At 73.4% G+C, this 19,969-nt stretch carries 19 protein-coding genes and 1 riboswitch; of the genes, 7 read left to right on the forward strand and 12 right to left on the reverse strand.

All coding sequences use genetic code 11. From position 1 onward, the window contains the following. Positions 1 to 36: 36 nt before the first annotated feature. The 4 genes from ACH9D2_RS17815 to ACH9D2_RS17830 all read right to left on the reverse strand — a co-directional run bounded on the left by ACH9D2_RS17815 (position 37) and on the right by ACH9D2_RS17830 (position 3,769). Entirely contained in the window at positions 37 to 777 is a 741-nt protein-coding gene (locus ACH9D2_RS17815; RefSeq protein WP_396364162.1) for a maleylpyruvate isomerase family mycothiol-dependent enzyme, read from the reverse strand. 9 nt (positions 778 to 786) lie between these two features. Further along, complete coding sequence (locus ACH9D2_RS17820; RefSeq protein WP_396364163.1) at positions 787 to 1,614, reverse strand: fumarylacetoacetate hydrolase family protein; 828 nt, start codon at positions 1,612 to 1,614, stop codon at positions 787 to 789. Positions 1,615 to 1,721: 107 nt separating this feature from the next. Next, positions 1,722 to 2,822, reverse strand: coding sequence for a cupin domain-containing protein (locus ACH9D2_RS17825; RefSeq protein WP_396364164.1), 1,101 nt, complete (start codon positions 2,820 to 2,822; stop codon positions 1,722 to 1,724). A gap of 131 nt (positions 2,823 to 2,953) precedes the next feature. Next, complete coding sequence (locus ACH9D2_RS17830; protein WP_396364165.1) at positions 2,954 to 3,769, reverse strand: IclR family transcriptional regulator domain-containing protein; 816 nt, start codon at positions 3,767 to 3,769, stop codon at positions 2,954 to 2,956. 158 nt (positions 3,770 to 3,927) lie between these two features. On the opposite strand from ACH9D2_RS17830, the gene ACH9D2_RS17835 reads away from it, so the two are divergent. Beyond that, positions 3,928 to 4,305: a hypothetical protein gene (locus tag ACH9D2_RS17835; RefSeq protein ID WP_396364166.1), complete on the forward strand. Its 378-nt coding sequence runs from the start codon at positions 3,928 to 3,930 to the stop codon at positions 4,303 to 4,305. A gap of 34 nt (positions 4,306 to 4,339) precedes the next feature. Beyond that, positions 4,340 to 5,602 (forward strand): FAD-dependent monooxygenase, encoded by a 1,263-nt coding sequence (locus tag ACH9D2_RS17840; protein ID WP_396364167.1) that lies wholly within the window; start codon positions 4,340 to 4,342, stop codon positions 5,600 to 5,602. Between the two features lie 120 nt (positions 5,603 to 5,722). On the opposite strand, the gene ACH9D2_RS17845 is transcribed toward ACH9D2_RS17840, so the two are convergent. The 3 genes from ACH9D2_RS17845 to ACH9D2_RS17855 all read right to left on the reverse strand — a co-directional run bounded on the left by ACH9D2_RS17845 (position 5,723) and on the right by ACH9D2_RS17855 (position 9,274). Beyond that, positions 5,723 to 6,703, reverse strand: a complete 981-nt coding sequence (locus ACH9D2_RS17845) for a GNAT family N-acetyltransferase (protein ID WP_396364168.1) — start codon at positions 6,701 to 6,703, stop codon at positions 5,723 to 5,725. Continuing rightward, complete coding sequence (locus tag ACH9D2_RS17850) at positions 6,703 to 8,085, reverse strand: glycine--tRNA ligase (protein ID WP_396364169.1); 1,383 nt, start codon at positions 8,083 to 8,085, stop codon at positions 6,703 to 6,705. The genes ACH9D2_RS17845 and ACH9D2_RS17850 overlap by 1 nt, the downstream gene beginning before the upstream one ends. Before the next feature lie 220 nt (positions 8,086 to 8,305). Continuing rightward, positions 8,306 to 9,274, reverse strand: coding sequence for a DMT family transporter (locus ACH9D2_RS17855; RefSeq protein WP_396364170.1), 969 nt, complete (start codon positions 9,272 to 9,274; stop codon positions 8,306 to 8,308). 49 nt (positions 9,275 to 9,323) lie between these two features. On the opposite strand from ACH9D2_RS17855, the gene ACH9D2_RS17860 reads away from it, so the two are divergent. Next, positions 9,324 to 9,566 (forward strand): RNA-binding S4 domain-containing protein, encoded by a 243-nt coding sequence (locus ACH9D2_RS17860; RefSeq protein ID WP_298582466.1) that lies wholly within the window; start codon positions 9,324 to 9,326, stop codon positions 9,564 to 9,566. Here the strand turns inward: ACH9D2_RS17860 and ACH9D2_RS17865 are convergent. After that, positions 9,550 to 10,236, reverse strand: coding sequence for an alpha/beta fold hydrolase (locus tag ACH9D2_RS17865; protein WP_396364171.1), 687 nt, complete (start codon positions 10,234 to 10,236; stop codon positions 9,550 to 9,552). The two genes, ACH9D2_RS17860 and ACH9D2_RS17865, sit on opposite strands and share 17 nt — an antisense overlap. A gap of 81 nt (positions 10,237 to 10,317) precedes the next feature. On the opposite strand from ACH9D2_RS17865, the gene ACH9D2_RS17870 reads away from it, so the two are divergent. Further along, complete coding sequence (locus ACH9D2_RS17870) at positions 10,318 to 11,169, forward strand: GDSL-type esterase/lipase family protein (RefSeq protein WP_396364172.1); 852 nt, start codon at positions 10,318 to 10,320, stop codon at positions 11,167 to 11,169. A 15-nt stretch (positions 11,170 to 11,184) separates the two neighbouring features. On the opposite strand, the gene metX is transcribed toward ACH9D2_RS17870, so the two are convergent. Together metX and ACH9D2_RS17880 are read right to left on the reverse strand one after the other, a co-directional pair. Then, on the reverse strand, positions 11,185 to 12,369 hold the full coding sequence (gene metX / locus ACH9D2_RS17875) for a homoserine O-acetyltransferase MetX (protein ID WP_396364173.1): 1,185 nt from the start codon (positions 12,367 to 12,369) through the stop codon (positions 11,185 to 11,187). Further along, positions 12,366 to 13,778, reverse strand: a complete 1,413-nt coding sequence (locus ACH9D2_RS17880; RefSeq protein WP_396364174.1) for a bifunctional o-acetylhomoserine/o-acetylserine sulfhydrylase — start codon at positions 13,776 to 13,778, stop codon at positions 12,366 to 12,368. Before ACH9D2_RS17880 ends, metX begins: the two co-directional genes overlap by 4 nt. Positions 13,779 to 13,854: 76 nt before the next feature. After that, a riboswitch (SAM riboswitch) is annotated at positions 13,855 to 13,970 on the reverse strand. A 142-nt stretch (positions 13,971 to 14,112) separates the two neighbouring features. Between ACH9D2_RS17880 and ACH9D2_RS17885 the strand changes: the two genes are divergently transcribed. Then, positions 14,113 to 14,751 (forward strand): VOC family protein, encoded by a 639-nt coding sequence (locus tag ACH9D2_RS17885; RefSeq protein WP_396364175.1) that lies wholly within the window; start codon positions 14,113 to 14,115, stop codon positions 14,749 to 14,751. 38 nt (positions 14,752 to 14,789) lie between these two features. On the opposite strand, the gene ACH9D2_RS17890 is transcribed toward ACH9D2_RS17885, so the two are convergent. Next, positions 14,790 to 15,569 (reverse strand): CPBP family intramembrane glutamic endopeptidase, encoded by a 780-nt coding sequence (locus ACH9D2_RS17890; protein WP_396364176.1) that lies wholly within the window; start codon positions 15,567 to 15,569, stop codon positions 14,790 to 14,792. A gap of 72 nt (positions 15,570 to 15,641) precedes the next feature. Between ACH9D2_RS17890 and ACH9D2_RS17895 the strand changes: the two genes are divergently transcribed. Continuing rightward, complete coding sequence (locus ACH9D2_RS17895; RefSeq protein ID WP_396364177.1) at positions 15,642 to 17,813, forward strand: S9 family peptidase; 2,172 nt, start codon at positions 15,642 to 15,644, stop codon at positions 17,811 to 17,813. Between the two features lie 96 nt (positions 17,814 to 17,909). Then, on the forward strand, positions 17,910 to 18,716 hold the full coding sequence (locus ACH9D2_RS17900; RefSeq protein ID WP_396364178.1) for an alpha/beta fold hydrolase: 807 nt from the start codon (positions 17,910 to 17,912) through the stop codon (positions 18,714 to 18,716). A gap of 88 nt (positions 18,717 to 18,804) precedes the next feature. Here ACH9D2_RS17900 and ACH9D2_RS17905 read toward each other — a convergent pair whose 3' ends face one another. After that, positions 18,805 to 19,917, reverse strand: coding sequence for an FAD-dependent oxidoreductase (locus tag ACH9D2_RS17905; RefSeq protein ID WP_396364179.1), 1,113 nt, complete (start codon positions 19,915 to 19,917; stop codon positions 18,805 to 18,807). Between the last annotated feature and the right edge of the window lie 52 nt (positions 19,918 to 19,969).

The raw sequence follows: 19,969 nt of genomic DNA on the forward strand, positions 1-19,969 counted from the left end.
GGGAGCGCCCCCGGGGCCCTGCGGCGTCCTGTGCGCTCAGATCCAGCGCGGGTTCCCGACGTCGGCGCCGACCTCGAGACGGTGTCCGCCGCGGCCGGAGGCCCACTGCGCGACCGCGGCCAGGTCCCCGCGCACCGTGGTCCCGGAGTCCTGGTCCGCTCCCGTCCCGAGCTCGCCGAGCTCGGGGGCGTCGGAGACCTGGATCCGCAGCCCGGGGTCCTTGTCCTGCGCGGCCCAGTTGCCGACGACGTCCGTCAGCAGCCGGGTCAGGACCTCCCGCGGGACGTCCGCGAAGCGGGCGCCGTTGTCGAGGTCCACCGCGTGGATCCAGACCTCGCGGTTGCGCATCCAGAGGGTCTCCGTCAGCGGCACGGTCCGGCCCTGCGCGGTCCTCACCTCGTGGCCCCACGCCTCGTCCGGGGTGTCCCGCCACTCGACGTTGAGGGACACCGACGCGTGGTCGTTCAGGTGCCGCAGGGCCCGGGCCGGGAGCGTCGCGCCGTAGGCGATCTCCTGGTTGCGGGCCTCCGGAGAGGAGTACATCGGGGTCTCCACGCCCGTGTTGGCCCACTGCACGAGCCGGGTCAGGGCACGGGCGTTGTAGCCCACGTGGGCGATGACGTGCCGGCGGCTCCAGCCGGGCAGCAGCGACGGGCCGTCGAGCTCGTCGTTCATGAGCTCGTTGACCTTGCGGGACCAGAAGGCCGTGCCGCGGCGGACGAGCAGCAGCTGGGCCTTGAGGTCCTCGTCCGTGGTGAGGTCCTGACGGGCAACCATGGGGGCCTCCTAGGCTGGGTCGACGATCTTGTTGGTAAGCACACCCAGACCGTCGATCTCGACCTCGACCACGTCGCCGGACTTGAGGAAGACCTGCGGGTTGCGGGCCCGGCCCACGCCGCCGGGCGTGCCGGTGAGGATGATGTCCCCGGGGTTCAGGGGCAGCATCGTGGAGAAGTAGGAGACGAGGTGCTCGGGCGTGAACAGCAGGTCCCCGATCGAGTGCTCCTGCATGGTCTCGCCGTTGACGCGGGTGTGCAGGGTCGCGGCGGCGGGGTCGAACTCGTCGGCGGTGACCATGACGGGGCCCACCGGGGTGGACTTCGCCCAGATCTTGCCCTGCAGCCACTCCTTGGTGCGGAACTGCCACTCGCGCATCGAGATGTCGTTGGCCGCGGCGTAGCCGGCGATGTACTGACCGGCGTCGGCCTCGTCCACCTTGTACGCGCGCTTGCCGACGACGACGACGAGCTCGCCCTCCCAGTCCAGCTGCGGGTCCTCGGCCACGGCCTCGATGTCGTCGTTCGGGCCGGTCAGGGTCTCGGTGAACTTGGCGAAGATCGTGGGGTAGCTCGGCAGGTCGCGGCCCATCTCCTGGATGTGGCTCTTGTAGTTGAGCCCCACGCACAGGACCTTGCCGGGGTCGGCGACGATCGTCTCGAGCTCGGCGTCGGCGGCCGGGTGGGTCGGCCCGGAGGCGTCGGCGGCGATCTGCTTCCAGTCGTCCTGTCCCAGCAGGGCGCCGAGGTCCGCATAGCCCTCGATCTCGGTGAAGACCTCACCGTCGAGGCGGGCGGCCGTGGTGGCCCCGTCGGTACGCAGGGTTGCAAGCTTCATAGGGTCTGTTCTCCTGGGTCGGTGTGCGGTGGCGCCCGGTGGGGCGTCCCGGACGTGGTCCGGCGCGCGGTGCGGGCTGCGCCGCGCGCCGGAGGGGGACGAGGGTGCTACTTCTCCTCGCCCTCCACGAAGGTGCGGTTGAAGTTCAGCTTCTCGACGATCGGCTGATCGCCGAACTTGAACAGGTCGAACTCGGTCTCGGCCTGGATCTGCCACGCGGTCCAGGACGGGACGACCACGAGGTCGCCCTTCTCGACCTTACGGACCTCGCCGTCGAGGACGAACCGGCCGCGGCCCTCGAAGACCTGGTAGACGCTCGAGCCGACCTCGCGGGTGGTGCGGGTCTCGGTGCCGGGACGGAAGCGGTGGAACTCGGCCCGGATGGTGGGCATGACGTCCCCGCCGTTGGTGGGGTTCACGTACCGGACGGCGGCGTGCCCCTGCTCGACGGTGGCGGGGTAGCCCTCGTCCTCGATCCGCAGCTGTTCGGACAGCGCCCGGTCGGTGTGCTCCCACCGGTAGGCCCCGATCGGGGAGGACACGGTGTTCTGCAGACCCGACAGCGGGCGCAGGCCCGGGTGGCACCACAGCCGCTCGCCGCGGGAGAACTCCGGAGTGGACTCGTCGGTGACCCGGTCGATGCCGAACTCGAAGAACGCGGTGTCGGTGTAGTGCACGAACGGGATGTCGAGGCCGTCGATCCACGCCATCGGCTGGTCGAGCTCGTTGTGGTGGCCGTGGAAGTTCCAGCCCGGGGTCAGCAGGAAGTCGCCGCGGGACATCCGCACCGGGTCGCCGTTGACCACGGTCCACACGCCCTCGCCCTCGACCACGAAGCGGAAGGCGTTCTGGGAGTGCCGGTGCTCGGGGGCGACCTCGTGGCCGCCGAGGTACTGGATCGCGCACCACAGGGTGGGGGTGGCGTACGGGCGCCCGCCCAGTCCGGGGTTGGCCAGCGCGATGGCCCGGCGCTCCCCACCGCGTCCCACGGGCACCAGGTCACCGGCCCGCTCGGCCAGCGGCAGCAGGTTCTTCCACTCCCACACGAACGGCACGGCCGCCGACTGCGGGGCCTCCGGCATGAGATTGCCGATCTCCGTCCACAGCGGGATCATGTGGCCCGCGTCGAAGTCCTGGTAGAGGGCGTCGAGCTGGGCCTGCTCCTCCGGCGTGGGGGCCGGCACCGTCATCCGGTTGTCGTGACTCATGGTGAGCTCCTCGGTACTCGCGGGCCGCGGGGCGGACCACGCTGCGCTGTGATGTGAGTTACTGGCCACGCTAGAGCAGGCCCCGCCTCGACTCGCAATGAATTCTGCTGGATGGAAACTACGCCGTGGTCTCAGCGGTCGCTCCGGCCCGGCTCGCCGGACTCGGTCTCCGCGGCGATCTCCCCCTCGATCTCCCGGCACACCTCTCGCAGCGCCCGGATCACCGACCGGTCCTCGATCACGGCGGCCCGCTGCGCGGGGACGGACACCGACAGGGCGGCCAGGGCGTGCCCCGCTGGGTCGCGCACGGCGCAGGCCACGGCGGAGACCCCGCGCTCGGCCTCCTCGCGGTTGAAGGCCAGCCCCACCGAGCGGATCATGGCCAGGGACCGGACGAAGGAGCCGAAGGCCGCCTCGTCGAGGTACTCCCCCACGGTGCGGGCCGAACCCGTGCGGAACAGCCGGGCCAGGTCCTCCTCCGGGACGTAGGAGAGCAGGACCTTGCCCGCGGAGGTGGCGGTCGCGGGGAGGACGGCGCCCCGCCGGTCGCCGACCTTGAGGAACCCCGCGCCCTCCACGGAGCTGAGGAAGCGGACGGTGGTGCCGACCCGGACCATGAGGTTCGTGGTCTCGTGGGTCCGCTCGCTGAGCAGCTCCAGGTAGGGCTGCACGAGGGCGCGCAGCCTGCTGTGCGACCCGGACTCGGGCACCGAGACACCGAGGCCCGGCCCCGCGAGGTAGCGACGGGAGTCGTCCTGGACGGCGAAGCCGCGGTAGACGAGCATCGACAGGAGGCGGTGAGCGGTGGAGGGAGCGACACCCAGCTCCTGCGCCACGTCCTTGAGCCGCACGCCACCCGAGTCGCGCAGCATCTGGAGCAGGCGCAGGACGTTGTCCACGGACTGCAGGGAGTAGGCCGGCTTCCGCTCCAGGTCCTGGTTCTGCACGGGCCCAGTCTAGGCGCCCCCGGCGGTTAGGTGGAGATCCGCAGCACACGGCGATTTCCACTCTGCAGAATTAGTTTCGGAACTCCGAAGTCACGGGCACATCCTGGTGTGACACGTCGCACGTCAGTGGCGCCCCGCACCTGCGAAACGGAGTCCCCATGTCCGCAACGGTCCACGCCGACGTCGTGCCGCCCGCCCCGGTGGACCGGCACGCCCGCTGGATCGCCGTGCTGGTGTGCTGGCTGCTGATCGTCTTCGACGGCTACGACCTCATCGTCTTCGGCACCGTCAAGCCCGCTCTCATGGAGGAGTGGGACGTGTCCCAGGCGACGGCCGGCACGGTGGGCTCCTCGGCGTTCCTCGGCATGATGATCGGGGCGGTCTTCGCCGGGCGGCTCTCCGACGGCGTATATCCGGTGTTCATGCTCTTCGCCGGCGCGGCGGCCGTCTCCACGGTCCTGCAGTTCGCTCTCCTGCCCGTCATCAGAGGGGCCGGCCGGGCCCCCCGGCTCGTACGGCCCGAGCCGACAGCCTGACATCGTCCACCTCAGCCCGAAAGGAACCAACACCATGGCACAGCACACCAAGGTCCTCGTCATCGGAGGCGGCATCGGCGGCTTCGGCAACGCCCTCGTCCTGCGCCGGCTGGGCGCGGAGGTCGAGCTCGTGGAGCAGGCCCCCGAGTTCGGGGAGGTCGGCGCCGGTCTGCAGATGTCCCCGAACGCCACCCGCCTGCTGCGCGAGTGGGGCGTGCTCGACCGGGCCGTCGAGACCGGCGTGGCCCCCCGGTACATCGTCTTCCGGGACGCCCTCACGGGCGAGGAGCTGCTGCGGGAGGACGTGACCGGCGAGTACTACGAGCGCTACGGCGCCCCCTACATCGTGGCCCACCGCTCCGACCTGCACCGCCTGCTCATGGAGGAGTGCGACAAGCTGGGCGTGACCCTGCACAACAACGTCCGGGTGGCGAGGACCGAGAACGTCGAGGCGGACGGGCGCACCGTCGCCCGGGCGACCGCGGACGACGGCCGGGTGTTCGAGGCCGACGCGATCGTCGCCGCGGACGGGATCAGGTCCGTGGTCCGCGCCCAGCTCTCCGACGACGAGCCCGTGGGCTCCGAGTACGTCGCCTACCGCGGCGCCCTGCCGATCTCGCAGATCAAGCACTCCGGCGACATGGAGGCCGTGGTCGTGTGGATGGGCCCCGAGTGCCACCTCGTGCAGTACCCGCTGCGCCAGGGGGAGCTGTTCAACACGGTGGCCGTCTACCGCTCGCCGTCCTTCGCCGCCGGCCAGCTCGTCTACGAGGGGGACTCCGAGCTGCGCGAGGCCTACAAGGACTGCGTGCCCGAGGTCCAGGCGGCGCTGGACAACCTCAGCCACGTGCAGCGCTGGCCCATGTTCGACCGCGTGCCGATCGAGAACTGGGTGGACGGCAACATCGCCCTGGCCGGCGACGCCGCGCACCCGATGCTGCAGTACCTCGCCCAGGGCGCCTGCCAGGCCCTCGAGGACGCCGCCGCGCTCGAGGCGATCTCGGCGAAGACGGTGTTCGCGGACGCGGAGAACCACGACGCCTCCCAGTGGAACGCCGTGTTCCAGGAGTACAACGCCGTCCGTCAGCCACGCACCGCGCGGATCCAGACGACGGCGCGGGTGTGGGGCGAGTCCTGGCACCTCACCGGCCCGGTCGAGCGGACCGTGCGCAACATGCTGTGGAAGTCCGCCGACCGGCACGGCATCTGGGACTACACCGACTGGCTCTACGGCGAGCAGCACTACGTCCCCGCCGAGGCGGACGGCGAGCACCTCGGCACCAGCACGGCCGGCTGAGCACGGACCCTGCCCGGTCCGTGACCGGGCCGGGCAGGGCACGCGGAAGGCCCCGGCACCTCGAGGTGCCGGGGCCTTCCGCGTGCCGGGACCTGCCCGGTGCCGGAGCTCTCCCGGCGCTCAGTCCCCGGGCTCCGCGAGGACGACGGAGGCCTCCACGACCGTGGCGACACCGGCCGCCAGGAGGTTCTCGACGACGGCGGTCAGCGGCTCCATCGAGCCGTCCACCTGGAACTGCACGGGGTGGTGGTGGGCCAGCAGGGCGAGCAGCTGCTCGAGGGCGGGGCCCGCCGCGGCGTCCCCCGGCGTCCAGCCGAGCATGACGTGGGCGGGCGCGTCCGGGGCGTCCTCCGGGGCCGGGGCGCCGGGGGCGGCGTCGAGCTCCACGGGCCGGTAGCTCACGGCGAACGCGGAGATCGCTCCTCGCTCCCCCGGGCCCACGCCGTTGCGCAGCACCAGCGCGCCGTAGGCGTGGGCGGCGTCGGAGAGGAACAGCTGGTTGACCCGCCCCACGGGCAGGTCAGCCGGCTCGTCCCAGGCGTGGACGGAGCGGTAGAACGCCCACAGGGCGCGCGTGAGCTCCACGGAGCCGGTGGCCAGGTCCTCGACGACCTGCGCCGGTGTCCCGTCGGGGTGCTCCCGCAGCGGCTGCAGGGGCAGTGCCCCGGCCTCCACGCGGACCACGCGCGAGTCCTGGACGACGTCCAGGCCCGCGGCCCGCGCGAACCGCTCGCCGGCCGAGCCGGGCGCCGCCTTCGTGCGCAGGGCCTGCACGCCCGAGGGCGAGCCCGCCGCCTCGGTGCGCAGCCGCTCCAGCAGGACACGCCCGAGTCCTTCGCCGCGGCGGTCGGGGGCGACCTCGACGTAGGCCCACAGCCGCGACGGGTGCAGCGCCGACTCGTAGACCGTGCCGGCGGCGATCGGCACGCCGGAGTCCTCCGCCACCACGGTGCGGGACCACGGGGCGTCGTCGTCGGGACGCAGGGTCGCGCGGAAGGCCGCGGCCTGGGGCGTCTCCGGGTCGGGCCAGACCTCGAGCAGCCGCAGGTCGTCCCCGTCCCGCCAGGGACGCAGCACCGGACCGGTCAGCGCGCCGCTCATCAGCGGACGAGCTTCCCGGCGAGGTAGGACTTCACCTGGTCGAGGGCCACCCGCTCCTGGGTCATCGCGTCCCGCTCGCGGATGGTCACGGCCTGGTCCTCGAGGGTGTCGAAGTCCACCGTGATGCAGAACGGGGTGCCGATCTCGTCCTGGCGGCGGTAGCGGCGCCCGATCGCCCCCGAGTCGTCGAAGTCGATGTTCCAGCTCCGGCGCAGCTCGGCGGCCAGGTCCTTCGCCTTGGGCGAGAGGTCCTCGTTGCGGGACAGCGGCAGCACCGCGGCCTTGACCGGGGCCAGGCGCGGGTCCAGCTTGAGGACGGTGCGCTTGTCGGTGCCGCCCTTCGAGTTGGGGGCCTCGTCCTCGGTGTACGCGTCCACGAGGAAGGCCATCATCGAGCGGGTCAGGCCGAAGGACGGCTCGATCACGTACGGGACGTAGCGCTCGTTGGTCTGCTGGTCGAAGTAGCTGAGGTCCGTGTTCGAGTGCTCGTTGTGCACGCCGAGGTCGTAGTCGGTCCGGTTGGCCACGCCCATGAGCTCGCCCCACGGGTTGCCCTGGAAGCCGAACCGGTACTCGATGTCGATGGTGCCCGCGGAGTAGTGCGCCCGGTCGTCCTCGGGGACGTCGTAGCGGCGCATGTGGTCCGGGTCGATGCCCAGGTCGGTGAACCAGTTCCAGCAGGCCTCGACCCACTCGTCGAACCAGTGCCCGGCCTCGGACGGGTGGGTGAAGTACTCGATCTCCATCTGCTCGAACTCGCGCGTGCGGAAGATGAAGTTGCCGGGGGTGATCTCGTTGCGGAAGGCCTTGCCGATCTGGCCGATGCCGAACGGCGGCTTCTTGCGCGCCGCGGTGACCACGTTGTTGAAGTTCACGAAGATGCCCTGCGCGGTCTCGGGCCGCAGGTAGTGCAGGCCCTCCTGGTTGTCGACCGGGCCGAGGAAGGTCTTGAGCAGCCCGGAGAACTGCTGCGGGTCGGTCCACTGGCCCTTGGTGCCGCAGTTGGGGCAGGGGATCTCGGCCATGCCGTTCTCGGGGGCGCGGCCCTTCTTCTCCTCGAAGGCCTCGACCAGGTGGTCCTGGCGGGCGCGCTTGTGGCAGGAGGTGCACTCCACCAGCGGGTCGGTGAAGGTCGCCACGTGCCCCGAGGCCTCCCACACGGCCTTCGGGAGGATGATCGAGGAGTCGAGGCCCACCATGTCCTCGCGCCCGCGCACGAAGGTCTGCCACCACTCGTGCTTGATGTTCTCCTTGAGCTCCGCACCGAGGGGCCCGTAGTCCCAGGCCGAGCGGGAACCGCCGTAGATCTCACCCGCCTGGAACACGAACCCGCGGCGCTTGGCCAGCGAGATGACGTTGTCCAGCGTGGACTTGGGGGCCATGTGGGTTTCCTCCAGGGTCTCGCCCGACCGCCGGCTGCGGACGCGGGGTGGGTGGTGTGGCCCGGCGGTGCGCCGGGCGGGGACCGGCCGTCACCGGCCGTCACGAACGAGGACGCCGCGTGCGACGTCCTCGTCCCAGCGTAGCCAATTCCCGCCGTGCCCGCCGACCGCCCGGGACCGGGGACCGCGCGGGCACGGCTCGCCCGCGGGCCGGAGCGGCTCAGGGCTCGTCCGTCCTGGCCTTCCCCGGCCAGGAGGCGACGGCGAGCCCCACCAGGGTCAGCAGCGTCCCGGCCACGGTCAGTGGCGCGACGACGGCGCCCGGTGCCGGCAGCAGCAGATCGATCGCGAGCCCGCCCAGCAGCATGCCGGTGACCAGGCCGAGACTGGTCTGCAGCACACCGATCGACCGGGCGAGGACCGCGCTCGCGCCCACGACCACCGCGCCCAGCAGACCACCGGCCCACAGCCACGGCGGCCCCGGCCACGTCCACGGGGACGGGTCCGCGACAGCGCGGTGGACCGCCGTCGCCACACCGAGACCGGCCGCCGCCGCGAGGAAATTGGTGAGCGCGGGGGTGACGGGTGTACCCGCGGCGGCCCCGATCCGCCCGTTCATGGCTGTCTGCACCGGCATCAGGGTTCCGGCGAGGAGCGGCAGCAGCACGAGCGCCGTGACACCCCCGGCAGCCTGGCCCAGGCGTGGTGACACAGCCAGCAGGACCGCCGCCACGACCAGGGCCGTGCCCAGCACGCGCAGCCCGGTCACCCGCCGGATCCCGGCCGGGCCGATGCCCCAGCGGTCCACCGCGAGCCCGCCCAGGGACTGCCCCACCACCACCGCGAGAAGCAGCACGGAGACGCCCAGTGTGTCGGCCGTCAGCGTCTGGGCGAAGACGAACACCGCACCGATGAGACCAGCCAGCAGGAACCACCACGACAGGCGACCCTCCCGCAGCTGCCGGACGAGCCTCAGCAGGCCCTGCCGACCCGCGGCGCTGAGCACGCTGACCGCGGTCACCGCTGTCACGCCCACGACGACGGCCGCGAACGCCGCCGCCACGGGATCACCCAGCCGTGTCCCGAGCGCGCCGTTGATGCGCGACTGGAGGGCCAGTGCAGAGCCCGCGAGAACCGCCAGGACAGGGCCGAGCGCGCTCGCGACCGATGACGGGATGGAGTCGGACACGGGTCCAGCGTAGGTCGCCGGGCGTCCGGATGGCTGGGACAATGGGACCATGACGACTTCCCAGCGGCCCGGCGGCCCCGACGAACTGCCCATCCGCGACGACATGATCCGGCTGGGCCAGGCCCTCAAGCTGGCGAACCTCGCCGAGGACGGGGCGCACGCCCGGGGCCTCGTGGAGGACGGTCAGGTCTCGGTCAACGGCGAGGTCGAGACGCGGCGCGGCCGGCAGCTGCACCCGGGGGACGTCGTCTCCGCCGGCGGGGCCTCGGTCCGGATCACCGCGGGGGGCTGACCCGGCGGGACGGGTCGCCCAGCACCACCTGGGTGAGGTACTCGCGCACGTGGCCGACCTCCTGCGGGCTGATCCCGTGGCCCACCCCGGTGTAGTGCACCTTCATCACGTCGGCGTGGTCCAGCGCCCACCCGGCCGTGGAGTCGACGAGCTCCTGCGGGATGACCGGGTCCTGCGGGTCGCGGCCCCAGAACATCCGCAGCGGCTGCTCCCGCAGCCGGTCGTCGGCGAACAGCGGGTGCTCCCCGGGCACCACGAACCCGGAGAGCCCGACCACCGCGGCGATCTCCCCCGGCATGTGGCGGGCGAGGGACGTGGCCATGGCCATGCCCTGCGAGAACCCGAGCAGCGTGATGCTGGGGTGGTCCGCGGCCAGTTCCCGCAGCCACGCCGCGACGGGCTCCACGGCCTCGGCCACGCGGTCGAGGGAGAAGCTGAGGTCCGCGGCGAGCGGGAACCACTGGTAGCCGAACTGGATGGGCTGGGGGGCGCGCACGGACGCCACGCTGAACTCGTCCGGCAGGGCCGGGACGAGGCCCATGAGGTCGTGCTCGTGCGAGCCGTAGCCGTGCAGGAGCACGAGCAGCGGGGTGCCGGGGCGGGCGTCGGCGTCGTTGCTCCAGACGGCGAAGGGGGTGTCGGTCCCGGTCGGGACGGAGGCGTCGGTCATGCCTCCAGTGTGCCATCCGCGCACGGGGGTCCACGGCGCGGTCCCGTGGACCCCCGCCGGGCCCGGTGGTAGACCGGGGGCATGACCGAGACGACGGCAGGACCCCCGGACACCGGATCGCCCACCCACCCGTGGCTGCGCATGGTGGCGATCGGCGACTCCTTCACGGAGGGCATCGGGGACCCGGACCCCGGGTCCCCCGGCGGGCACCGCGGCTGGGCCGACCGGGTCGCGGAGGAGCTCGACCGGCTCTCCCCCGGCCTGTCCTACGCCAATCTCGCGATCCGCGGCCGGCTCTTCCGCCAGATCGTCGACGAGCAGGTGGTGCCCGCCCTGGAGCTGTCCCCGGACCTCGTGACGATCTGCGCGGGCGGCAACGACATGCTGCGCCCGGGCGGGGACCCGGACGCGATCGCCGAGGAGATGGACGACGTCGTCGGCCGGCTCGGGGCGGACGGGGCGACCGTCGTGCTGATCGACGGCCCGGACATCGGCGCCACTCCCGTGCTGCGCGGGATCCGGGGCCGGATCGCGGTCTACAACGAGAACGTGCGCGTGGTCGCGTCCCGGCACGACGCCGTCCTGGTGGACCTGTGGGGACTGCGGGAGCTCACGGACCCGGCGATGTGGGACCCGGACCGGCTGCACTTCTCCCCCCTGGGCCACCACCGGATCGCGGTCGAGGTCCTCGACAGCCTGGGCATCGAGCACGGCCTGGCGCCCGAGGTCGTCCCCGACCGCCCTCCCTCGTCGTGGCGTCAGGCCCGGGCGGAGGACCTCGTCTGGGCCCACCGCTACCTGCGGCCGTGGGTGGCCCGCCGCATCCGCCGCACGAGCTCCGGGGCGCGGGTCCGGCCGAAGCGGCCGCACTTCGGCACCGCCACCGTGCCCGGGGGCGGGTTCGCGCCCGGGCACGGCACCGCGGACTCCTGAGGGTCCCGCCCCGGTTCAGGGACGGCGCAGCACGGTCTCCACGAGCAGCTTGCCGAGCTGGGGCGCCTCGATGAGGAAGCCGTCGTGGCCCGAGGGCGAGGTGAGGGTGTGCCGCCGGGCGCCCCCGGGCAGCGCGGCGGCCAGGACGTCGGACTCGCGGGGCAGGTAGAGCCGGTCGGAGTCCACCGCCGCCACGAGCCACTCGCACGAGGTCACGGACAGCGCCTCCTCGAGCGTGCCGCGGTCCCGGGCGACGTCGTGGGACATGAGCGTCTCGTTGACGGCCAGGTAGCTGTTGGCGTCGAAGCGCCCGGCGAGCTTGGACGCCTGGTGGTCGAGGTAGCTCTCCACCTGGTAGCGCCCCCGCCCGTCGGGGTGCGTGCCGATGACGCGCTCGTCGGCCTGCGGCGAGCGCCCGAACCGGTGGTGCAGCTCGTCGGCCGAGCGGTAGGTGATGTGGGCGATCCGCCGTGCCAGGCCCAGGCCCGTGACGGGCAGCGGCCCGTCGTAGTAGTCCCCGCCGCGGAAGTGCGGGTCCTGGCGGATCGCGAGGTTCTGCGCCTGGCCCCACGCCAGCTGCTCGGCGCTGGACTGGGCGCACGCGGCGACCACCGCGCAGGCCCGGACCCGGTCCGGATAGGTCACGGCCCACTCCAGGGCCCGGGCACCGCCCATGGAGCCGCCGATGACCAGGCGCCAGGAGTCGATGCCGAGGGTGTCGGCCAGTGCCGCCTCGGCGTGCACGGAGTCCCGGACGGTGACGAGCGGGAAGCGGGAGCCCCAGGGGCGGCCCTCGGGGTCCACGCTCGACGGCGCGGGGGTCGCCGGGCCCGTGGACCCGTAGCAGCCGCCCACGATGTTGGTGCAGACCACGAAGTAGCGGTCCGTGTCGATCGCGGCGCCGGGGCCGATCAGGCCCTCCCACCAGCCGCCGGTCTCCGCGGCGCGCCGCTCCGCCTCGGGGGCGCCGTGACGGGCCCTGCCCGCCGCCACGTGGGTGTCCCCGGTGAGGGCGTGCTCCACGAGCACCGCGTTGGACCCGTCCGGGGCGAGCGTCCCCCAGGTCTCGTAGGCGATCCGGACCTCGGGCAGCCGGAAGCCCGACTCGAGCTCCAGCTCGCCGATCCCGGCCATGCGCGGCACGCCGTCCTCGCGGACGGCGGTCCCGGCGTCGGCGCCCTTCACGACGGTCACGGTCACTCCTGTCCCCCGTGCACGGCCGCGGCCGCGGCGAAGCCCTGCCCCAGGTCCGCCAGGATGTCGTCGATGTTCTCCAGGCCCACGGACAGGCGCACGAAGCCGGGCTCCACGCCGGAGGCCAGCTGCTCCTCGGGCAGGAGCTGGCTGTGCGTGGTGGACGCCGGGTGGATCACGAGGGAGCGGACGTCGCCGATGTTCGCGACGTTCGAGTGCAGGGTCAGGGCGTCCACGAAGGCGGCTCCGGCCTCCCGGCCGCCGTCGAGGACGAAGCCCAGGATCGAGCCGGCGCCGAGGGGCGCGTACTTCTGCGCCCGCCCGTGCCAGGGGGAGGACTCCAGTCCGGCCCAGGACACCGAGCGCACGTCCTCGCGCGCCTCGAGCCAGCGGGCCACCTTCCCGGCGTTGTCCACGTGCCGCTCCATCCGCAGGGACAGCGTCTCGATGCCCTGCTCGATGAGGAACGCGTTGAACGGGGAGATCGCCGAGCCGAGGTCGCGCAGCAGCTGCACCCGGGCCTTGAGGATGTAGGACAGATTGACGCCGAAGGGGCCCTCCGCCCCCAGTGCCTGGGCGTAGACGAGTCCGCCGTAGGACTCGTCGGGCAGGTTGAAGCCGGGGAAGCGCTCCGGGTAGCGGCCGAAGTCGAAGGCGCCGGAGTCCACGATGACGCCGCCGATCGCCGTGCCGTGCCCACCCAGGAACTTGGTGGCCGAGTGCACCACGACGTCCGCGCCCCAGCGGAAGGGCTGGACCAGGTACGGGGTCGCCACGGTGTTGTCCACGATGAGCGGCACCTCGTGGTCGTGGGCGATCCCGGAGACGGTCTCGATGTCGAGGACGTCGTTGCGCGGGTTCGGGATCGTCTCCGCGAAGAAGGCCTTGGTGTTCGGCCGGACCGCCCGCCGCCAGGCCTCGGGGTCGTCCGGGTCCGTCACGAAGGTGGTCTCGACGCCGAGCTTGGGCAGCGTGTACTTGAACAGGTTGTAGGTCCCGCCGTAGAGGCTCGGGCTGGCCACGATGTGGTCGCCCGCGCCGGCGACGTTGAGCACCGCGAACGTGGTCGCCGACTGCCCCGCGCTGAGCATCAGGGCGCCCACGCCGCCCTCCAGGGCGGCGATCCGGTTCTCCACGACCTCCGTGGTCGGGTTCCCGATCCGCGTGTAGATCGGGCCGAGCTCGGCGAGCGCGAAGCGGTCGGCCGCGGCCTGGGCGTCCGGGAAGACGAAGGATGTGGTCTGGTGGATCGGCAGGGCCCGGGAGCCGGTGACCGGGTCGGGGCTCTGCCCCGCGTGGATCTGCCGGGTCTCGAAGGCCCAGCCCCCCGGGTTCTCCGGGGTGGGCCGTTCGGCGGTGAAGACGTCGGTGCCGGAAGCGGGGACGTCGGTGCTGGAAGCGGGGGACTCGGACATGCCGTGGGACTCCTTGCGGGTGTCAGGGGTCCCGTCCCGGCCGAGGCGGTGCGGCCGGGAAGGGCCGGGCACCGGGGACCCGCGCTTGCTCGCTCGCCGGTCGCGAGGAGCCTGGTCTTCACCCAGGGCACCCCACCGCGGTGGAGGGTTGCCGGCCAGCTAGCTGGGGCTTGGACGCTGGCGCTCATGACCTGGACAGCATTCTCCGGATTCGGGCGACACGGCGTCAAGCCGGGTCCGGCCGTGACGCCCGGCGCGGGGCGCCGGGGGCACCACGCCGGGCGCGTCGCAGACCGATTTGGAGACGAAACTCACAGGGTGCCACGATGAGCCCATGAGAGTCGACCACGTGTCCTACGCCTGCCGCCCGGAGGGCCTGGCGGCCACCACCGAGCGCATCGCGGACCAGCTCGGGATCGAGCCGGTCAAGGGTGGGGTGCACCCACGTTTCGGCACCCGCAACATGATCCTGCCCCTCACCAACCACCAGTACGTGGAGGTCGTCGAGGTCCTCCAGCACCCGGCGGCGGAGAAGGCGCCCTTCGGCCAGGCCGTGCGCGCCCGGTCCGAGGCCGGCGGCGGCTGGCTCGGCTGGGTCGTGGAGGTCGACGACCTCACCCCCTTCGAGCAGCGCCTCGGGCGCCGGTCCGTGCCCGGTCAGCGGGTGTTCCCGGACGGGCGGTGCCTCGAGTGGCGCCAGATCGGCGTCAAGGGCCTGATCGCCGACCCCCAGCTGCCGTTCATGGTGCACTTCGAGTCCGGCCCCGAGATGCACCCGTCGCAGGCGCGGATCACGGACGTGGGCCTCGCGGGGATGTGCATCGCCGGGGCCCCGGAACGGGTCGCCGAGTGGCTGGGCGCCCCCGTCGAGACCGCGCTCCAGGACCTGGAGGTCGACTGGCGCTATCCGGACGGCACCCCGGGGGTGCTCTCCGTCACGTTCACCACCCCGGACGGCCCCGTCACCATCTGAGGCCGGGAGGGCCCGGGGCCCGCCCGGCGGACCCCGGCTCAGCCCAGCAGCCGGGCGGCGCCGAGGAATCCCACGGCGTCCAGCAGGAAGTGCGCGACGACGAGGGGCATCACCCGGCCGGTGCGCCGGTAGAGCTCCGCGAACACCAGGCCCATCAGCACGTTGCCGAGGAACGGCCCGATCCCCTGGTACAGGTGGTAGCTGCCGCGGAACAGGGCCGTGACCACCAGCACCACGGGCCAGCTCCAGCCGATGCGGGTCAGCCGGTCGGTGAGGAACGCGACCACGACGACCTCCTCGACCAGGGCGTGGCGCACGGCCGAGAGCAGCAGCACGGGAACCGTCCACCAGTGCTCGGCGAGCCCGGACGTCGTGACCTCGGCGGTGACGCCCAGGGCCCGGCCCGCGCCGTAGAGCACCAGCGTCCCCAGCCCCATGAGCAGGAAGAGCACGGTGCCCAGGCCGAGGTCCGGGACGGGCATGCGGGCGTCGAGACCGATCCGCCGGCGGACCGTGCCCAGCGCACCGGCGGAGCCGGCGAGCAGGTACAGGGCCAGCAGCACCGGCACCAGGTCCAGGGCGATGCCGGTGAGCTGGCGCAGCAGGTCGAAGAGCGGTTGCAGGCTCAGCGGCGGGTTCATCGTGGCTTGCGCCTCGGACAGCGGCCCGCGGGCGAGGTGCTCGGCGAGGGAGAGCACCGCGTAGAGGGCCGAGGCGCCCAGGGACACGCCCAGGACCAGCAGCACCTGCAGCCACAGGTCGGCGCGGGTGGATCCGAAGGCGGGCGGTCGCGGGGCGAGGTGGGCCGGGGTGCTCATGCGGCCATTCTGGCACCGGCCCGGCCGCCCCGGCCCGTCCTCTCCCGGGACGACTTCCCTAGGATGGGGGCCATGACTGTCCTTCCCCCGCAGATCCGCCAGCAGCCCGTCGAGCGCGCCTTCCACGGCCACGTGTTCTCCGACCCGTACGAGTGGATGCGGGACAAGGACTCCCCCGAGGTGCTCGCCCACCTCGCCGCGGAGAACGAGTACGCGGAGTCCGCCACCGCCCACCTCACGGGGCTGCGCGAGACGATCTTCGGGGAGATCAAGGACCGCACCCAGGAGACGGACCTGTCCGTGCCCAGCCGCCGCGGTGCCTGGTGGTACTTCGCCCGCACGGTGGAGGGCGGCGCGCACCAGGTGTTCTGCCGGGTCCCGGCGGTGACCACCGGCGACGTCATCGCCGACTGGACCCCGCCCGTCGTCGAGCCCGGCACCCCCATGACCGGGGAGCAGGTGCTCCTGGACGCCAACGCGGAGGCCGCGAAGCACGAGTTCTACTCCCTCGGCAGCTTCGACGTCTCCGAGGACGGGGAGCTGCTGGCCTGGGCCGAGGACGTCACGGGCGACGAGCGCTTCACGCTGCGCGTCCGGGACCTCACCACGGGAGCGCTGCTCGCCGACGAGATCCCCGGGACGTTCTACGGCTCCTTCCTCACCCCGGACGCCCGCGCCGTCTACTACACCGTGGTGGACGAGTCCTGGCGCCCCCACCAGCTGCGCCGGCACGAGCTGGGCACCCCGGTGGCCGAGGACGTCGTCGTCCACGAGGAGGCCGATCCCGGTCTCTGGCTCGGGGCGGGCCTGTCCGCGGACCGCCGCTGGATCGTGGTGGAGGCGATGTGCTCCGAGTTCTCCGAGCAGCTCATCCAGCCGGTCGCGGACCCGGCGGCGCCGCTGCGGGTGGTGCTCCCCCGCACCGACCGGGTGCTCTACGAGGCGGAGCCCCTGCTGCTGGACGGGCGGGAGCAGATCCTGCTGACCCACGACCACGAGGCCCCGAACTCCCGGATCTCCCTCATGGACCCGGCCGACCTCGGCCGCCCGGTCGCCGAGGTGGCCCTGCGCGACGTCGTGCCGGCCTCGGAGACCGTCCGCGTCAACGGCTGCGCCGTGACGGCCACCCACCTGGTGGTCTCCGTCCGGGCCGACACCACGCTGCGGGTCCGACTGCTGCCGCTCCCCGGGCTCGGCACGGCCGCCCAGGCCGCCGCGGTGGAGCCGGAGTTCGCCGAGGAGCTCTACACGGCGAGCGTCTCCGCCGCGGAGCACGACGCCCCCGTGGTGCGCCTCTCCTACACGTCCTTCACGACGCCCCCGCGCGTCTACGACGTCTTCGTGGCGGGCGCCACCGGGGACGACGGCGCCCTGCCCGGCGAGCCGCTGCTGCGCCGCGAGGCCACGGTGCTCGGTGGCTACGACCCCGCCGACTACGCGGTCGAGCGGGACTGGGCGACCGCGGCGGACGGCACCCGCGTCCCCGTCTCCCTGATCCGCCGGGCGGACCTCGACCCCTCCGTGCCGGCGCCGGTGCTGCAGTACGCCTACGGCTCCTACGAGCACAGCACCGACCCCGCGTTCTCGGTCTCGCGGCTGTCCCTGCTGGACCGGGGCGTGGTGTGGGCCGTGGCGCACGTGCGCGGCGGCGGGGAGCTCGGCCGGACCTGGTACGAGCACGGCAAGAAGCTGCACAAGACGAACACGTTCACCGACTACGTGGCGGTCACCGAACACCTCGCCGCCCGCCCGGACGTCGACGAGCGGCGGATCCTGGTGATGGGGGGCTCCGCCGGCGGTCTGCTGGTGGGGGCGGTGCTCAACCTCGCCCCGGAGAAGTACTGCGGCGCGCTGGCCGCGGTGCCGTTCGTGGACCCGCTGACGTCCATCCTCGACCCCTCCCTGCCGCTCACCGCGCTGGAGTGGGAGGAGTGGGGCAATCCCATCGAGGACGCGCACGTCTACCGGTACATGCGCGACTACTCCCCCTACGAGAACGTCCGCTCCCTCCCCTATCCCCCCGTCCTGGCGGTGACGAGCCTCAACGACACCCGGGTGCTCTACGTGGAGCCCGCCAAGTGGGTCGCCGCGCTGCGGGGCGCCTCGACGTCCGGCGAACCGGTGCTGCTGCGCTGCGAGATGGCCGGGGGCCACGGCGGCGCCTCGGGGCGGTACTCGCAGTGGAAGGACACGGCCTGGGAGTACGCCTGGGTGCTGGACCGGCTGGGCCTCGCCGGGGCCTGACCGCGCCGTTCCGCCCCGCCCCTGGCAGCGGCGACGGGAGCGCGGACCGCCCGTCCCGCAGGGACGGGCGGTCCGCGGCGGAATAGACTGCGGGGCATGGGGAACGACCTGCCCGTCCACCGCACCGCCCTCGCCACGGGCGTGACAGTGTCCTGGGCCGCCACGGGTCCCGCCGGCGCGACACCGGTCGTCCTGCTCCACGGCTGGGGAGAGTCCCACCGGGAGTTCTCCCGGCTGCTCCCGCTGCTGCCCGCCACCGTGCGCGCCATCGCCCCGGACCAGCGCGGCCACGGGGAGGCCGACCGGCCGCAGGACGGCTACGCGCTGCCGGACCTCGCCGCGGACGTGGTGGCGCTCCTGGACGCCCTCGGCCTGGCGTCGGCCGTCCTGCTGGGTTCCTCCAGCGGCGGGTACATCGCCCAGCAGGTCGCCGTCCACCATCCGCACCGGGTGCTCGGCCTCGTCCTGGTGGGCTCGCCCCGCTCCCTGCAGGGCCGTCCGCCGTTCGCCGACGACGTGGAGCGGCTGAGCGATCCCGTCGACCCCGCCTGGGTCCGGGAGTTCCTGGGCTGGTTCCCGACCGTCCAGCCGGTCCCGCAGTGGTACGTCGAGGAGAGCGTCAGGCACGGCGCGGCCATCCCCGCCCGCGTGCGGCAGCGCTCCCTCGAGGGCCTGTCCACCGCCCGTCCGCCCACCGACGCCGGGACGATCGCCGTCCCCACACTGGTCCTCTGGGGAGCGTGCGACGGTCTGCTCCCCCGCGACCACACGGATGCGCTGGTCGCGGCGATCCCGGGAGCACGACTGGTCGTCTACGAGGACACCGGTCACCTGGTGACGTGGGAGCGACCGGAGCGCGTCGCCGCCGATCTGGTGCGCTTCGTGGAGGACCTCGTCCGCTGACGGCGGCCTCCGGCGGGGCCGTGCCCGGGGAGCACGTGCCGCGGCAGGTCCCGTGCCGTGCCGGCGGACGGTGCGCACCCCGATCGGCTCAGCGGCGGAAGCGGACCGGGTCCAGGGCCGCGGCCGTGTCCGGGGAGCACCACGGGCCCACGGCCCCGTCGAGCAGCACGTCCGCGGCGGCGCGGGCCATGGCGGTGCTGGTCTGGAACCCGTAGCCGGACTGCCCGGCGAGCCAGACCAGCCCCGGGACGTCCGGGTCGGTCCCGCACACGGGCACGCCGTCCGGTGCCTCGGTGCGCAGACCGGTCCAGGCCCGCTCGATCGCGGTGGCGCCCAGGGAGGTCACGGTGTTGAGCCGCGCCAGGAGGTCCTCGACGTCCTCGAGCACCGGCTGCGCGTCGCAGGGCTCGCTGGGCACGGCCTCGGACGGGGAGACGAGCGCGCCGTCCCCGGCCCGCCGGTAGTACCACCCGTGGTCCGCGGCCACGACCATGGGGTGGTCCGGGGCCAGGGGCCTCGCGAGCCGCACGAGGGCGGCGGTGCGCCGCAGCGGACGCAGGCCCAGCGGGGCCGCACCGAAGAGGGCCGCCACCTCGTCCGCCCAGGCGCCCGCGGCGACCACGACCCGCCGGGCCCGCAGCCGGTGCGCGCCGGCCGTGACCGACCAGCCGTCGCCGTCGGGCTCCGCCGCGGTCACGGGGGCGCCGGTGCGCAGCTGCGCGCCCGCCGCCGTGGCGCGGTCCCGGTGCCAGGCCACGAGGGCCGCGGCGTCGGTGCGCACGGACGTGCTGTCGAGGCGACCGGCCTCGACCACGTCCGCCGGGGAGCAGGCCAGCTCGGGGCAGAGTTCGACGAGCTCGGCACGGGACAGCGCCCGCGTCCCCGGGGCGGCCTCGGCCCGCAGCCGCTCCTCGGTCCCCACGAGGACCATGCGGCTGGGCCAGGCCAGGGGCCGGGGCGGGGCGGGCCGAGGGTCGAGGAGCCGGGCGACGGTCGCCCCGGTCAGCTCCCGCACGGGCGCCGGGCCGTAGCTGGGGATCAGCTGCTCGGCCGAGCGCCCGGAGGTGTGCCGGGACAGCACCGGTTCGGTCTCGGCGAGGACGATCCCCGTCCCGCTCCCCCGCCGGTCGGCCAGCTCCGAGGCCAGGGACAGTCCGGCGATGCCGCCGCCGATGATGAGCACGTCGCATCCAGGGTCCATGCGCCCATGCTCGCACGCCGCGGCGGGACGCGTCCGTGGCCCGCCGCGCGCC

Origin of the sequence: Kocuria rhizosphaericola (assembly GCF_044462205.1) — a bacterium.
GTDB classification, from domain to species: domain Bacteria; phylum Actinomycetota; class Actinomycetes; order Actinomycetales; family Micrococcaceae; genus Kocuria; species Kocuria rhizosphaericola.

What these genes read in the sequence shown, in the direction of transcription:
- ACH9D2_RS17815 (WP_396364162.1), bottom strand. Translation starts at nt 777, where the DNA reads ATGGTTGCCCGTCAGGACCTCACCACGGACGAGGACCTCAAGGCCCAG.
- ACH9D2_RS17820 (WP_396364163.1), bottom strand. Translation starts at nt 1,614, where the DNA reads ATGAAGCTTGCAACCCTGCGTACCGACGGGGCCACCACGGCCGCCCGC.
- ACH9D2_RS17825 (WP_396364164.1), bottom strand. Translation starts at nt 2,822, where the DNA reads ATGAGTCACGACAACCGGATGACGGTGCCGGCCCCCACGCCGGAGGAG.
- ACH9D2_RS17835 (WP_396364166.1), top strand. Translation starts at nt 3,928, where the DNA reads ATGTCCGCAACGGTCCACGCCGACGTCGTGCCGCCCGCCCCGGTGGAC.
- ACH9D2_RS17840 (WP_396364167.1), top strand. Translation starts at nt 4,340, where the DNA reads ATGGCACAGCACACCAAGGTCCTCGTCATCGGAGGCGGCATCGGCGGC.
- ACH9D2_RS17845 (WP_396364168.1), bottom strand. Translation starts at nt 6,703, where the DNA reads ATGAGCGGCGCGCTGACCGGTCCGGTGCTGCGTCCCTGGCGGGACGGG.
- ACH9D2_RS17850 (WP_396364169.1), bottom strand. Translation starts at nt 8,085, where the DNA reads ATGGCCCCCAAGTCCACGCTGGACAACGTCATCTCGCTGGCCAAGCGC.
- ACH9D2_RS17860 (WP_298582466.1), top strand. Translation starts at nt 9,324, where the DNA reads ATGACGACTTCCCAGCGGCCCGGCGGCCCCGACGAACTGCCCATCCGC.
- ACH9D2_RS17865 (WP_396364171.1), bottom strand. Translation starts at nt 10,236, where the DNA reads ATGACCGACGCCTCCGTCCCGACCGGGACCGACACCCCCTTCGCCGTC.
- ACH9D2_RS17870 (WP_396364172.1), top strand. Translation starts at nt 10,318, where the DNA reads ATGACCGAGACGACGGCAGGACCCCCGGACACCGGATCGCCCACCCAC.
- ACH9D2_RS17880 (WP_396364174.1), bottom strand. Translation starts at nt 13,778, where the DNA reads ATGTCCGAGTCCCCCGCTTCCAGCACCGACGTCCCCGCTTCCGGCACC.
- ACH9D2_RS17885 (WP_396364175.1), top strand. Translation starts at nt 14,113, where the DNA reads ATGAGAGTCGACCACGTGTCCTACGCCTGCCGCCCGGAGGGCCTGGCG.
- ACH9D2_RS17890 (WP_396364176.1), bottom strand. Translation starts at nt 15,569, where the DNA reads ATGAGCACCCCGGCCCACCTCGCCCCGCGACCGCCCGCCTTCGGATCC.
- ACH9D2_RS17895 (WP_396364177.1), top strand. Translation starts at nt 15,642, where the DNA reads ATGACTGTCCTTCCCCCGCAGATCCGCCAGCAGCCCGTCGAGCGCGCC.
- ACH9D2_RS17900 (WP_396364178.1), top strand. Translation starts at nt 17,910, where the DNA reads ATGGGGAACGACCTGCCCGTCCACCGCACCGCCCTCGCCACGGGCGTG.
- ACH9D2_RS17905 (WP_396364179.1), bottom strand. Translation starts at nt 19,917, where the DNA reads ATGGACCCTGGATGCGACGTGCTCATCATCGGCGGCGGCATCGCCGGA.